Origin of the sequence: Streptomyces coacervatus, from assembly GCF_029223485.1 — a bacterium.
GTDB lineage: Bacteria > Actinomycetota > Actinomycetes > Streptomycetales > Streptomycetaceae > Streptomyces > Streptomyces coacervatus.
On sequence record NZ_JARHTP010000006.1, the window covers coordinates 419,647 to 431,828 of the forward strand.

General features: G+C 68.6%; 16 protein-coding genes and 1 pseudogene. 5 read left to right on the top strand and 12 right to left on the bottom strand.

The genetic code is table 11. The annotated features are described in order from the left end of the window. Positions 1-111: 111 nt before the first annotated feature. Positions 112-957: an LLM class F420-dependent oxidoreductase gene (locus P2Q00_RS17710; RefSeq protein WP_275773510.1), complete on the bottom strand. Its 846-nt coding sequence runs from the start codon at positions 955-957 to the stop codon at positions 112-114. Positions 958-1,150: 193 nt separating this feature from the next. On the opposite strand from P2Q00_RS17710, the gene P2Q00_RS17715 reads away from it, so the two are divergent. Next, positions 1,151-2,662, top strand: coding sequence for a CehA/McbA family metallohydrolase (locus P2Q00_RS17715; protein ID WP_275773511.1), 1,512 nt, complete (start codon positions 1,151-1,153; stop codon positions 2,660-2,662). Between the two features lie 12 nt (positions 2,663-2,674). Here P2Q00_RS17715 and P2Q00_RS17720 read toward each other — a convergent pair whose 3' ends face one another. Further along, entirely contained in the window at positions 2,675-3,331 is a 657-nt protein-coding gene (locus tag P2Q00_RS17720) for a hypothetical protein (protein WP_275773512.1), read from the bottom strand. A 161-nt stretch (positions 3,332-3,492) separates the two neighbouring features. Continuing rightward, a complete protein-coding gene (locus P2Q00_RS17725; RefSeq protein WP_275773513.1) occupies positions 3,493-3,840 on the bottom strand; it encodes a hypothetical protein in 348 nt (115 codons plus the stop codon). On the opposite strand from P2Q00_RS17725, the gene P2Q00_RS17730 reads away from it, so the two are divergent. Next, positions 3,839-5,488, top strand: coding sequence for a trypsin-like serine peptidase (locus tag P2Q00_RS17730; protein WP_275773514.1), 1,650 nt, complete (start codon positions 3,839-3,841; stop codon positions 5,486-5,488). The genes P2Q00_RS17725 and P2Q00_RS17730 overlap by 2 nt on opposite strands. A 93-nt stretch (positions 5,489-5,581) precedes the next feature. Here P2Q00_RS17730 and P2Q00_RS17735 read toward each other — a convergent pair whose 3' ends face one another. The 6 genes and pseudogenes from P2Q00_RS17735 to P2Q00_RS17760 form a co-directional block, all read right to left on the bottom strand. Continuing rightward, positions 5,582-6,337, bottom strand: a complete 756-nt coding sequence (locus P2Q00_RS17735; protein WP_275773515.1) for a transposase family protein — start codon at positions 6,335-6,337, stop codon at positions 5,582-5,584. A 325-nt stretch (positions 6,338-6,662) separates the two neighbouring features. After that, positions 6,663-7,127, bottom strand: coding sequence for an RICIN domain-containing protein (locus P2Q00_RS17740; RefSeq protein WP_275773516.1), 465 nt, complete (start codon positions 7,125-7,127; stop codon positions 6,663-6,665). Positions 7,128-7,640: 513 nt separating this feature from the next. Beyond that, a pseudogene (locus tag P2Q00_RS17745) lies at positions 7,641-7,977 on the bottom strand (transposase); the annotation flags it as partial. 379 nt (positions 7,978-8,356) lie between these two features. Next, positions 8,357-8,542 carry a hypothetical protein gene (locus P2Q00_RS17750; RefSeq protein ID WP_275773517.1) on the bottom strand — a complete coding sequence of 62 codons (186 nt, stop codon included), beginning with the start codon at positions 8,540-8,542 and terminating at the stop codon, positions 8,357-8,359. Then, the gene (locus P2Q00_RS17755) at positions 8,539-8,784 is read right to left on the bottom strand and encodes a hypothetical protein (protein ID WP_275773518.1); all 246 of its coding nucleotides are present in this window, start codon (positions 8,782-8,784) and stop codon (positions 8,539-8,541) included. The genes P2Q00_RS17750 and P2Q00_RS17755 overlap by 4 nt, the downstream gene beginning before the upstream one ends. Then, complete coding sequence (locus P2Q00_RS17760; RefSeq protein WP_275773519.1) at positions 8,781-9,221, bottom strand: ATP-binding protein; 441 nt, start codon at positions 9,219-9,221, stop codon at positions 8,781-8,783. The genes P2Q00_RS17755 and P2Q00_RS17760 overlap by 4 nt, the downstream gene beginning before the upstream one ends. A 201-nt stretch (positions 9,222-9,422) precedes the next feature. Here P2Q00_RS17760 and P2Q00_RS17765 point away from each other — a divergent pair, with 201 nt between their 5' ends. Next, positions 9,423-10,277: a helix-turn-helix domain-containing protein gene (locus tag P2Q00_RS17765; RefSeq protein WP_275773520.1), complete on the top strand. Its 855-nt coding sequence runs from the start codon at positions 9,423-9,425 to the stop codon at positions 10,275-10,277. A 10-nt stretch (positions 10,278-10,287) separates the two neighbouring features. Beyond that, positions 10,288-10,470 (top strand): DUF397 domain-containing protein, encoded by a 183-nt coding sequence (locus tag P2Q00_RS17770; protein WP_275773521.1) that lies wholly within the window; start codon positions 10,288-10,290, stop codon positions 10,468-10,470. 162 nt (positions 10,471-10,632) lie between these two features. Here the strand turns inward: P2Q00_RS17770 and P2Q00_RS17775 are convergent, their stop codons facing one another. Next, on the bottom strand, positions 10,633-10,926 hold the full coding sequence (locus P2Q00_RS17775) for a DUF6087 family protein (RefSeq protein ID WP_275773522.1): 294 nt from the start codon (positions 10,924-10,926) through the stop codon (positions 10,633-10,635). A 13-nt stretch (positions 10,927-10,939) separates the two neighbouring features. Further along, complete coding sequence (locus tag P2Q00_RS17780; protein ID WP_275773523.1) at positions 10,940-11,386, bottom strand: hypothetical protein; 447 nt, start codon at positions 11,384-11,386, stop codon at positions 10,940-10,942. Here P2Q00_RS17780 and P2Q00_RS17785 point away from each other — a divergent pair, their 5' ends adjacent. Beyond that, the gene (locus tag P2Q00_RS17785) at positions 11,387-11,614 is read left to right on the top strand and encodes a hypothetical protein (RefSeq protein WP_275773524.1); all 228 of its coding nucleotides are present in this window, start codon (positions 11,387-11,389) and stop codon (positions 11,612-11,614) included. It begins immediately after the preceding gene. Between the two features lie 264 nt (positions 11,615-11,878). Here the strand turns inward: P2Q00_RS17785 and P2Q00_RS17790 are convergent, their stop codons facing one another. Continuing rightward, a complete protein-coding gene (locus P2Q00_RS17790; protein ID WP_275773606.1) occupies positions 11,879-12,067 on the bottom strand; it encodes a GntR family transcriptional regulator in 189 nt (62 codons plus the stop codon). Positions 12,068-12,182: the final 115 nt, after the last annotated feature.

Here is a 12,182-nt window from a genome sequence, read left to right on the forward strand (position 1 = left end):
TCTGCGGGCTTGGAGACAGTCCGGGGATGGTGCGGTGCAGTGCCGGGTGCGGGTTCGTTGTGGCTGGTCGCGCAGTTCCCCGCGCCCCTGGGGTGGCTGCCCACCCCGCGGCTACACGTACTCGGCGTAATCGTCCAGCACCCGCAGGACCTCCGTCTCCCCCGCCGGCGGCAGTTGTACGACGACCTCCTCGACGCCCAGCTCCGCGTAGTGCGCGAGCTTGCCGGGGCTGGGGAAGACGGCGTACGGGACGATCTGGAGGGCGGCCGGGTCGCGGCCCGCGTCCGCCCAGGCCGTCCGCAGCACCGGCAGCGACTCCGACAGCCCGCGCCCGCCGATCGGCAGCCAACCGTCGGCGTACTCGCAGATGTGGGAGAAGAGCTTCGGGCCGGCCGCCCCGCCGACGAGCGTGCGCGGGCCGACGACCGGTCCGCGCGGCTTCTGGGCCGGCTTCGGGTGGGCGTACGAGGCCCGCACGCCCCCGAACTCCCCCTCGTACGCGGTGGGTTCGTCACTCCACAGCGCGCGCATCAACGCCATGCGGTCCCGGACCAGCTCCCGCCGCGTACGCCACTCGACGCCGTGGTCGGCGGCCTCCTCGACGTTCCAGCCGAAGCCGAGGCCGAGGGTGAAGCGGCCGCCGGAGAGGTGGTCGAGGGTCGCGATCTGCTTGGCGAGGTCGATCGGGTCGTGCTGGGCGACCAGCGTGATGCCGGTGCCGAGGCTGAGGTTCTCGGTCACCGCGGCGGCCTGGCCGAGCGCGACGAAGGGGTCGAGGGTGCGGCCGTACTCGGGCGGCAGCTCGCCGCCCGCCGGGTACGGGGTCGCCCGCTCCACCGGGATGTGCGTGTGCTCGGGCAGGTACAGGCCGGCGAAACCGCGCGCCTCCAGCTCACGGGCGAGCCGGGTCGGGGTGATCGTCTCGTCGGTGAGGAAGATCGTTACGGCGATACGCATGTCCCATCTCTACCGGGCCGGACCATAAATGTCCATACCGACCGGTCGGCATCACATCAGCCATCACATTCACATCCGTCATCGCATTCACAGGCGGGACACGGCAGACCACCCCGCTCGTGTACATGACATATCGGCACGCCGATTCCCTCTCCTTCCACAGGAGTTCACGGCCGCCCCCGACAGTGGCCGCATGCATGAGGACGCGCACGGCATCGGACGACGCGCTCTGTTCGTGACGGGAGCGGCCGCCGCCCTTACGTTGGGAAGCGTGAGCTTCGCAGCGGCGGACGGCCAGGACCAGGAGACGAGAACCCTGCGCGGCACCTTGCCGCCGGGGTCGCCGGACTTCGTGTACGTACCCGTCGAAGTCCCCTCCGGCGTACGGGAGATCAAGGTCTCCTACACCTACGACAAGCCGTCCGTACCGGCCGGCACCCAGGGCAACGCCCTCGACATCGGCATCTTCGACGAGCGCGGCACCGACCTGGGCGGCCGGGGCTTCAGGGGCTGGTCGGGCGGGGCGCGCTCGGAGTTCTTCGTGCGCGCGGACGACGCGACGCCGGGGTATGTGCCCGGGCCGGTCCGGGAGGGCACCTGGTATGTGGCACTCGGCCCGTACACGGTGGCCCCGCAGGGGCTGTCGTACGAGCTCACCATCACGCTGACGTACGGCGAGCCCGGCGGGACTCCGCAACCCGTGTATCCGCCGTCCCGCGCCAAGGGGCGGGGCCGCGCCTGGTACCGCGGCGACTGCCACCTCCACTCCTGGTACTCCGACGGCCGCCGCACCCCGGCCGAGATCGCGGCGCTCGCGCGCGCGGCCGGCCTGGACTTCATCAACTCCTCGGACCACAACACGCACTCCTCGCACCCGCATTGGGCCGCCGAGGCGGGCGACGACCTGCTGATCATGCTCGGCGAGGAGGTCACCACACGGAACGGGCACGTGGTGGCCCTCGGGACCGAGCCCGGCACTTTCGTCGACTGGCGCTACCGGGCCCGCGACAACCGCTTCGGCAAGTTCGCCCGCCAGATCCACCGGGCCGGCGGCCTGGTGGTCCCGGCCCATCCGCACGCCACCTGCGTCGGCTGCGGCTGGAAGTTCGGGTTCGGCGAGGCGGACGCGATCGAGGTGTGGAACGGGCCGTACACGCCGGACGACGAGGTGACGCTGGCGGAGTGGGACAACCAGCTGGTGGCCTCGGTGCGGGAGGGACGCGACTGGCTTCCGGCCATGGGCAACAGCGACGCACACCGGGACCCGGACGCGGTGGGCACCCCCCAGACCGTCGTCCTCGCCGACGACCTGACCCGGGAGGCGATCCAAGCCGGCATCCGGGCGGGGCGCTCATACATCGCCGAGTCGAAGAACGTGTCCGTGTCCTTCACGGCGAGCGGGGACAAGGGTCAGCACGCGGGCATCGGCGAGCGACTGGAGGTCGACCACGACGCCCCGGTCATCGTCCGCCTGGAGGCCTCGGGCGCCCCGCGCTGCACGGTCCGGTTCATCACCGACCAGGGGGTGCTGTTCACCAGCGACCCGCTGCCGGTGTCGGGGTCCGGAACGGTGGAGTGGCGTACGACGCCGGCCTACGCGGCCTATGTGCGGGCGGAGTTGCGGCATGAGACGGCGGTGGGGCCGGTGCCGGGGGTGATGGCGGCGTTCACCAATCCGATCTTTTTGGGGCGGGTTGCCGGGTGAGGTGAGCGGGCTTCAGAGGTTGCGGGTGGTGAGGCGCGCGCCATCCCTGGCGGAGACGATGAGGTTCCACGCTCTGGCGTTGTCGCCGTCGTCGCCGTCCCACCAGGTCGCGAATGCGTCCGCCAGTTGCTTCACTTCGGCTTTCGCACTCGCGTCGGTGTAGGCGGTGACGAGTTCGACGTCGTAATCCCGGTCCCCGAGGTGGACGAGGACCACCTGACCGACATGCTGCGCGGGCTGCTCGGCTCCGTTCGCAAGGGCCCAGGACCGGAACCGGGCCAGGAGGTCCGGATCGGATTCGCGGCGTGTCACCCCCCTGGTCGGCGGGTGACGGTCCGTTCCCGATCCCACGGCCTGCTTGCAGCCCAGCACCCAGGCCCCGCGGTCCTTCTCCACGACGTTGTGCGGCTGAGCCGTAAGTGACCGGTGGACGCAGCCTCCCCACACCACCTCGCGGATCGCGGCGCCCTTGCCACCGTCCTTGAAGAGCCGCTTGCCTTCACGCCATCCGGCGTCGTACGCCGCTTCGTAGCCATGTTCGGCGGTAGTGCGGGACGCGGGTGACTTTGGCGTGGTGCTGCCGCCGCTGCCGCAGGAAACGGTGATCAGGCAGAGCAAAGCCGCCGCGACAGTGAGCCCGACCGGCCGTGCTTGTGCGGGTGCGTGCATGCCCCGTTCCCCCTCGCTGTGCGCCCTTAACAGTCCAGCTCGTTAGAGCCATTTCACAGTCCCTTGGTTGCTTCATGGCATCGCCTTTACGTTCGAGGATGGGTGCGGCTAGGGTCCAAGATCGCAACAGACCGGGCCGCTGACCACGGCTCGTGAACACCTCAGCAAGGGGGAAACTTGAGGCTGAGACACAGCCTGGTTGCCGCCACCGCGATAGCGGCTACCTTCATCTCGACGTCCGCATGGGCCGATTCCACACCTTCCGTGACAGGGGGACCGAGCAGCTCGCCGCTCGGTTCGTCACCGTCCGCCTCCCCTTCCGAGGAGGCCACACCGACCGCTCCGGGCACGCCGTCCGCGTCGCCCTCCACGGGCACGGCGGCCAGCACGCCGCCCGCCTCTCCGTCCACCCCGCCGGACACGCCCAGCGCATCGCCAAGCGCGAGCGGCACTCCCGGGGACACGGCGCCCACGACGGAGTTGGAGAAGTTCTGGACCCCGGAGCGCATGGCACAGGCCGTCCCGGTCAACGAGGACCAGCCCCTGCCGGAGCAGACAGCCGGTTCCCAGCGCGGCAAGGCCGTCGCCCGGACCTCGCCCTCGCACACGTTCGGGGGCATCAAGGAGGTCGGCACATTCTTCTGGCAGGACAGCGACCTGAACTACCGGTTCTGCGCCGGAACCGTAGTCCCTTCCCCGAGCAAGGATCTGGTGCTGACCGCTGCGCACTGCTTCGACAGCACCGACCAGCACAAGAAGCTCGTGTTCGTGCCCAAGCACCACCAGGCCGACCCCAAGCCGTACGGCCTCTTCCCGATCAAGGTCGGGCAGATCTACGCCGACCCACGCTACCTGCGCAAGGGCGGTGACCATGACTACACGGACCTGGACTTCGCCCTGCTGAAGACCGAGCCCCGCTCGGACGGCAAAAACGTCCAGGACGTGGTGGGAGCGATACCGATCGGGTACGGCACAGGCTTCGACCATCCCAAGACCAGGGTCATCGGCTACCCGTGGCTGCCGGACGACGACGGCAAGTACAAGCCCCATCAGGACCCGCTCGACTGCACCTCGCCGATGAAGAAGTTCACCACCGCCAGTTCAGGCGACTGGAAGGGCGGCACATTCTCCCAGATCGACTGCGAAGGCTACGTGCGCGGGACCTCGGGCGGCCCCTTCATCATCGGTGGCGACCACCCGCAGGTCATCGGCGTGACGGGGGGCTGGCAGACCGGCGGACACAGCAACGACACGTCCTACTCCTCGTACTTCGACAGCGACCTCAAGCGGATCTACGACGCAGCCGTGGCGGGGAAGATGCCGGCCCCCGTCGTACTGCCGGCCGCGTCGACGTGGAAGCACGCCAAGGACATCGCCTCCGGCTTTTTCGCCCTCAACGGGCCGGTCTCCGAAGACCGCATGGACATGTTCGTCCTGTGGTCGGACGGCGAGCTGACGATCTACCGCGGCGCGGACAAGAGCCTGAACTACTTCGACAAGGAGCTCAAGGTCCAGAAGCCGAACAAGCTGTGGGCCGACCACGCCAAGCAGGTCGTAGCCGGCGACTTCACCGGTGACAACGGTTCCGACCTGCTCGTGCTCTGGTCGGACGGCGAGGTCACGCTGTACCCATCGGTGGACGAGAACGGCTTCCACGGCGAGAAGCAGATCGTCGCGCCGAACGAGACGTGGAAGCACGCCGAGGCGATGACCGCCGGCCGTTACGGCGGAAATAAGTGGCAGGACGACCTCGTCGTGCGCTGGTCCGACGGCGAACTGACGCTGTACCAGAACACGGGGACCAGCCTCGGCAAGGAGATCAAGGTCGTCAACCCGAACAGGCTCTGGACCCACGCCGTTGAGATCGGCTCCGGCGACTACACACAGGGCGACACGTGGGATCTCGTCGTGCGCTGGTCCGACGGTGAGCTCACGCTGTACGACGACTTCACCGGCACCGGTGACACCTGGGGCGAGCACAAGTGGAAGGCCCCCAACGACCTGTGGGAGCACGCCATGCTCGTCACGGGCGGGGACTTCAGCGACAACCCGTGGCCTGACGACACTCTCGTCCGCTGGTCGGACGGAGAGCTGAGCCTCTACACCGAGGGCAACAAGTCCGGCATCGGCAAGGAAAACGCCCTCGTCAAGCCCTAGGGTGCGACGCCGAGCCGCAGTGTCTCGCGGCACACCCCGAGCGGGTGCGCCGCGGGGCATCCGTCCCTACACGGCATTGAGCGTTTTCCAACCTCACGCTGATGCATGGTGAAGGACCAGGACGGCTTTCACGACGTCGGTGATGCGGTTGGTGCTGCAGCGGAGTTTCCGCAGGAGGCGCCAGCCTTTGAGGGTGGCCATCGCCTGCTCGCCGACACAGCGGATCTTGGCGTGGGTGGTGTTGTGGCGGCGCTTCCATCGCTTGAGACGGCGGCCTCGAAACGGCACCCGGACAAGGTCGCCGGCGCCTTGATACGCCTTATCGGCCCAGCACCTGAGCCCCGCATCGGCGAGGGCTTCAATGATTCCGTGTTGCCGTGCGGCGGTGAGGTCGTGCGTGGAGCCGGGCAGCGCGGGCGAGGCCCAGAGTAGCCGTCCGAACGGATCGGTGAGGACCTGGACGTTCATGCCGTGGCGTTTGTGTTTCCCCGAGTAGTACGGGGTGTCGGCGGCGATGCGGTCGATCGGCAGCAGGGTGCCGTCGAGGATGACGAACGCCTTCGCTCGGATCGCCCTCATCGCCTCGGCCAGGGACGGGGCGAGGGTGGGCAGGACCTCGACGGCTTCACGTATGTAGCGGTAGACGGTCGCGATCCCGATGCCGAACCCGGCGGCGAGTTGTGCGTAGGTGTCTCCGCACCGCAGATGAGCCAGGGCGAGCAGGGCCTGACGTGCAGCGGAGAGACGTCGCCACCGCGTCCCGATCTCCTTACGCCTCACGGTCAGTTGTCCCGTCAGGAACGGCAAAGTGCGGCTGCACAGATCAATCGAGGACGGGTAGACAAGCACGCGAAGCTCCTGGCGGACACAGGTGATCTTGGTCGAGAACCCGTCTACCAGGAGCTTCGTCGTTGCGCAGGACTGTACAACTCGCGGTCAGAACCGACAGCTTGGAAACGGCTCAAGGCCGTTGGACGTGATGTGCTCCTCGGGGTGAACCCCGAGGAGCACATCAAGCAGTGCAGGTCGCCGGGCCGAGGCGGGTCCGCGTCAGCCCTTCGGCAAAGTCGGGTTCGGCGCCACCGGCGGGCACTTCGGCGCCGGTCCGCTCTCGCGCAGGCCGACGCGGAACTCAGCCAGCGGTGTCTTCAGCGCACGGCCGGGCCGGGGACGACTACTTCCATTCCTGATAGTCGCCGGCGTTCGCCGGCTCCCCGTACACCTCGTGGTTCCAGTTACTGTCGAGGTACCACCCGGTGGCCTTGTTCTTCAGCTTCCAGTGCCCGTCCGACTGACGCTCCTCGTACCAGCGCTCCCAGTCGTTGCCCCTGCAGCCTTCCAGGTACACGTCATGGTCCGAGTACATCGTCAGGCAGACGTTCTTGCCCCCGGCCTTCTCGAACCAGCTGCCGTCGCTGTTCTGGTAGTCCGCCCAGTCCTGGTTCCCGCCTCCACACGAGTTGGTCTGGACCTCGACGAGGTTGCCGAAGGCGTCGGTCAGGTACTCAAGGCAGTAACCGGTATGAACGTCCGCCCACGTGATGCCGCTGCCGGCAAAGGCCTGGGGCGAGACGCCCACAACAATGGCCGGGATCGCGGCCGCCGTCATCAAAGCCTGGACTATTCGCTTGCTACGCATCGGTGTTTCCTGCTCCTCCGTGATTGCTGCCTACCGCACCTGACCCATCCTCAGAACGTGTCGTGCAGCAGGGCGGTCAGCCTGGTTCACCGCGCGCTCTCTGCCCCCGCGGCGACCAGCCTGCGGCGAACCTAATGCCAGGTGCCACGTCGGCGAGCACCTCAAGTACGCCGAGGTCCCCCCCTGGGACGCGGCGGGATGGTGACAGCACGTCACGCACGGCAGCTGCAGATCGTGATCTTCAGGGCGTCGTCGCTGCTCAGCAAGGTGGCTGCGGGCACGAAGGCCGCGCGCTCCCACCTCACCCCCCCGGCTGGCCGGGGGCTGTGCCGCGGGGCATCCCTGGGACGCATCCCAGGGCACCTCTCATCCCTGGATGTGTCCCAGGGACACGCGAAGTCTGGAGGGACGCTGCGCGGACGGCAGTTGAGGTGCGGCTTCTGAGGGCAACCCCCGGCCCGCCCGGCGAATGAGGGCAGAAACGATGGCGGCGGGGTGCCTCTGTGCTTTTCGTCAAGCGCTGCGTGCGGTTCTGGGTTCGCAGAGGGTGCCGTCTCGGAGCATCGCGAACAGCACGCTGATGCGGTGGCGGGCCAGGCGGAGCAGAGCCTGCGTGTGGGTCTTCCCGCGGGCCCGGCAGCGGTCATAAGTAGCTGGAGCTGCGGGAGGCGGGATCGTGCAGGCCAGCGAACGCGGACGGGCGCCGCCCGTTTGAGCTGCCGGCTGCCGCCCGTGGCGCGTGTCCGCCGTGGATCGAGGTCCCCGAGGATTTCGTGGTCGGGGCGAGGCCGGCGCAGGAGGCGCGATGGGCGGCTGTGGGGAAGCTGGTGCCGACGGTGACGAGCAGGACATGGTCCAACGGCTAGGAGGGCCACGGCCGCGAACTGGTGCCGCACGTCGTCCGAGCCAGTATCACTCTGCATCTGGCCTGCACGAAATGAGGTTGGAAAAGGCTCACGGTCTACGGTAAATGGGTCACCCCCATCCCCAGGGACAGGTACGGAGCCACGTCGAGTCGCGCTTGCTCCGAAAGTGGAAATGCTGTCGTAACGGGCATCTCGCATGAGTTCGCACTAGCGTGACCATCGGCAAGTAGGGGCTCATGGTGGGCTCCCGCAGGACGTGAGCCCACCAGTTCAGAGGTGCATCGACGCAAGTCGGCGTACGCGACCGACATACGGGCGGAGTTGGGGCGGCGGTAGGTCAATCCACCACCTGTGGATCACGAGTCACGAGCGAGGGGTGTCGTGTACGTGTATTCCACGGACGGAGGCCGCCAGCCAGAAATCTCGGCCCATCGCCGGGTCGCAAGCGATGGCCGAGAGCGCCTCCCGGACGACGTCCCGCTCCCCCTCCGTCAGGTCGCCGAACGCCTTCCTGGCGAGCTCGGCCTCCTCCAACGGGATTTCGTTCACGCGCCGCCGTCTTCCGCGCGAGCGTCTTCCAGGACCGCCATGATCTCGGGCGAGTTCCTGATCAGAACCCGGTGCCGGTAGGCCCGAAACACGGCTGCAGCGGCCGCGAGGTCGTCGGTCGGGGAGGCTCCTATGGCGGCCGCCAGCTCCTCCTCGAACCGCTCCCGGTCGCCCGGGAAGCCGTAGCGGCTGAGCGCACTGCGCAGGTCGTCCACGGTCCGGATCTCCGGCAGCCCGCTCACCACGTCGCCGCCCCGCCCCCGCACTCGGCCCACAGCAGCTTGCCGCCCTTCGACGCGCCCAGCTCACGGAGCACGGATACGCCGCGTGCGTCCGCAAAAGCCCGCACCAGGTGCAGTCCTCGGCCGTGCTCGGCGTCCGGCGGGGGTTCGGGAGCCGCGTCGTTCGCGAAGCCCGGCGGTACCCGCGGGTCGGTGTCCCAGACGGCCACCCGGACCCGGCCAGGCTGCGTCGAGAGCAGGCGGAGGCTGTAAGGCCCCTTGGTGTGGCAGTGCGAGTTGGCCAGAAGCTCCGCCGCCAGGAGCTCCGCGGTGGGGGTGAGCTCGGGCATCTCGTGAGCGGCGAGAATCAGTCTGAGAGTGCCCCTCGCGATGCCCGATGCGCGTGGATCGCGCGGGAGATGCAGGGTGTAGTTCCAGGACGGGGATACGGTGGCCAACGGAAGTCTCCGATCACACAGGGGAGTTGGACGGATGCCTGGTGTCTCGGCCGCGGCGTCCCACGGTGCGCTTCCAGGCGGGGTGCCTGGATATGACGATAAGGGTCTCGCAAAGTTCCTTTGCGGAAATTCGAAGAATCTATGCGCTTTCTCCCTCGTGTGGGTGACAAGCTCGCCGTACGCCCGGTAGGAGGAGGTCTCATGACGCCAAGGCCCGCGCCGACAGCCCGACGCGTCCGGCTCGCCACCGAGCTGCGCAAACTCCGTGAACGGGCGGGGCTGACCTCGACCGAGGCCGCGCAGCTGCTCGGCACGAGTTCGGGTCAACTCAGCAATGTCGAGTCGGCCAGGTTCGGCGTGAGTCCGGACCGCGTGCGGGCGATGGCCGGCATCTACTCGTGCACGAACCAGCCCTACGTCGACGCCCTCGCGGACATGGCGGCCGAGAAGACCCGCGGCTGGTGGTGGGAGGCGTATCGCGAGGTGCTTCCGTCGGGGCTGCTCAACCTCGCCGAGTTGGAGCACCACGCGACGGCCGTCCGTACCGCCTTCACCGCCCACATCCCCGGCATGCTCCAGACCGCCGAGCACGCCCGGGAGATCTTCAGCCATGCCATCCCGGCCCCCACCCCGCCAGAGGTGGAGCATCGCGTCTCGCACCGGATCAAGCGCCAGGACTTCGTGTTCCGCGACGACCCGAATCCGTACAGCACTGTCGTCCACGAGGCCGCCCTGCACATGCGGGTCGGCGGTCGGCGCGTGGCGCGCGATCAGCTACGGCACCTGCTCGACATGAGCGAGCGGGAGCACATCACCCTGCGCGTGCTCCCCTTCGACGTAGGAGCGTTTCCCGGGTCGGGCCAGTCCATCAACTACCTGTGCGGTCCCGTACCGCTGCTGGACACCGTGCAGTTGGACCAGTTCCACGGTCCGGTGCTCCTGGACGCCGAAGCCCACCTGGAGAAGTACCGGCGCCTCCTGGACGTCGTCGAGGCCGCCGCTCTCAGCCCCGAGAAGTCCCGGGACCTGATCCATTCCATCGCCCAGAAGCTGTGAAGGAGCCGAAATGACCAGGCGCACCTGGCGGAAGTCGTCCCACTGCCAAGAGGGGGAGGCCTGCGTCCACATATCCACTACCCCGGACGCCGTCCACCTCACCGACAACGACCCGCCCCGGACCATCGTCACCGTCAGCCCCATCGCCTTCGGCGCCCTGATCGACCTGTTGAAGTCATCCGCCGGACGGTGAGCCCATGGCCGGACCATCGGCCGGATCCGCCACGACCGCCGCATGGCCCGACGGCGTCGCATTGAAGGCCGCCCCGGCTGCATCCGCCGAGATGACCGTCGTGGCGGTTCCTGCGACGGGCGGCAGAGGCTTGAAGATCCGGCGCAGGGCACCGAGCCATCCCTATTCCTGATCGGTCGATTCGTGGGAGTCGAGCCCGTGAGCCCAGGCTGTGGCTGCTGCGAGGTCGGGGGCAGTGCCGACAGGGACGTAGGCGAAACCATCCCACTCCTCCAAGGCCCTGGGTTCCTCGGGCCGACAGTGGCTGGCACCGCCGTGCAGCGGCCGGTAACGCCGGTACTGGTCCATCGGGGGACGTCGCCGCTTGGTGTACGCGGCGAGCGGGTCGTCGGCATCGACGCGCGGGAGAGCGCGCGTCGGCTGGTTCGGCGGTCCGGGACGGCTGTGCTTGCCCATGCGCTCGATGGTCTCAGGCCGCGATGGTGGTCGGCCGGGCGGCGGCGAGATCCTTCGCCCTCGTACGCACCTCGTGGACGGCGGCGGTCTCGTACGGACGGGCCGCGTCGAGCAGACTGTTGAGCCGGGAGGCCACCAGTGTGGAGTCAACCCGAGCGGCGTCGTCGAGCGCCTGCTGGGCCGCCGCCGCGCCCCTCTCGGCCTCGCCCTCGTCGAACAGCGCGGCGGCGAGCCCAATGCGGTCCATGACGCGGACGCGGTCGAACCCCGGCTTCCTGAGTTTCAGCGCATCCTCGAAGTGGGTGCTCGCTTGTTTGCGGGGACGGCCAAGCCCGGCAAGGTCCCGGACGGAGACCGCGCGGGCACCGGCGTGCTCGGCAGCGTCGAAGTACGCGACCCATTCGGGGACGTCCTCGCCGAGCCCGTTCGCCACGAGCGCACCGGCATGCTGTTCGTGCACATGACGGACATGGAGGACGGACAGGCCGGCGGAACCTGGGACTTCGGCGACTACACCCACCGGTGCTACCGCGAGGCCTTCGGGCCGGTGAACGAGCGCTTCTGGATCGGCGCCGCCCAAACCGAGCGCCGCCGCCAAGCCCTCGACGGGGTCTACGCCACGATCGGTGTCACCGAGCGCGGAAGGAAGGTCTCCATCCCCGCCATCTCCGCCCTGGCGACGGCGTAGCAGCCTCCTCACCCGGGGGCTCCGGCGTGTACGTCGGCGCGATACGGTCCGGCTCCAGCCCGATCTTGTGCGGGTGGACGCAGGCCGGAGTCCCCTCGGCTGTGTACCGGTAACCGTCGGCCTGGTTGAACGGGCACTCGCGGTTCGGCCGGTCGTAGATCACGAAGTCCTCGCGAGGGAAGCGGAGCGAGGGGCAGATCCTGCACACCTGGTAGTCGGAGTCAGGGTTGGTGTGGGGCCGGGGGGCGTCCATGGCAGAGCAGATTAGTTGTCACCTTGGGTCGACCGGTCGGCGACGAACGAGCCTTGCCCCAGCACAGTGCGGAGACGCCCCTCCGCGCGGAGGGTGGCCACAGCCTTCTGCACCGTTGACGCGGCTACGTCGAACTCCGAGGCGAGATCCACCACGGCGGGAAACCGGGTACCGGGTGCGTAGGTGGCGTCACAGCACAGGCCTCGTACTGATGCCCCGCTGCGCCCGACTCACTGGCATGGCCCCCGTGCCGCTGCCATCGCTGCTGGACCGTAAGCCCCGCACGGTGACCCCGTCCTGGTAAAAGCTCCTCCG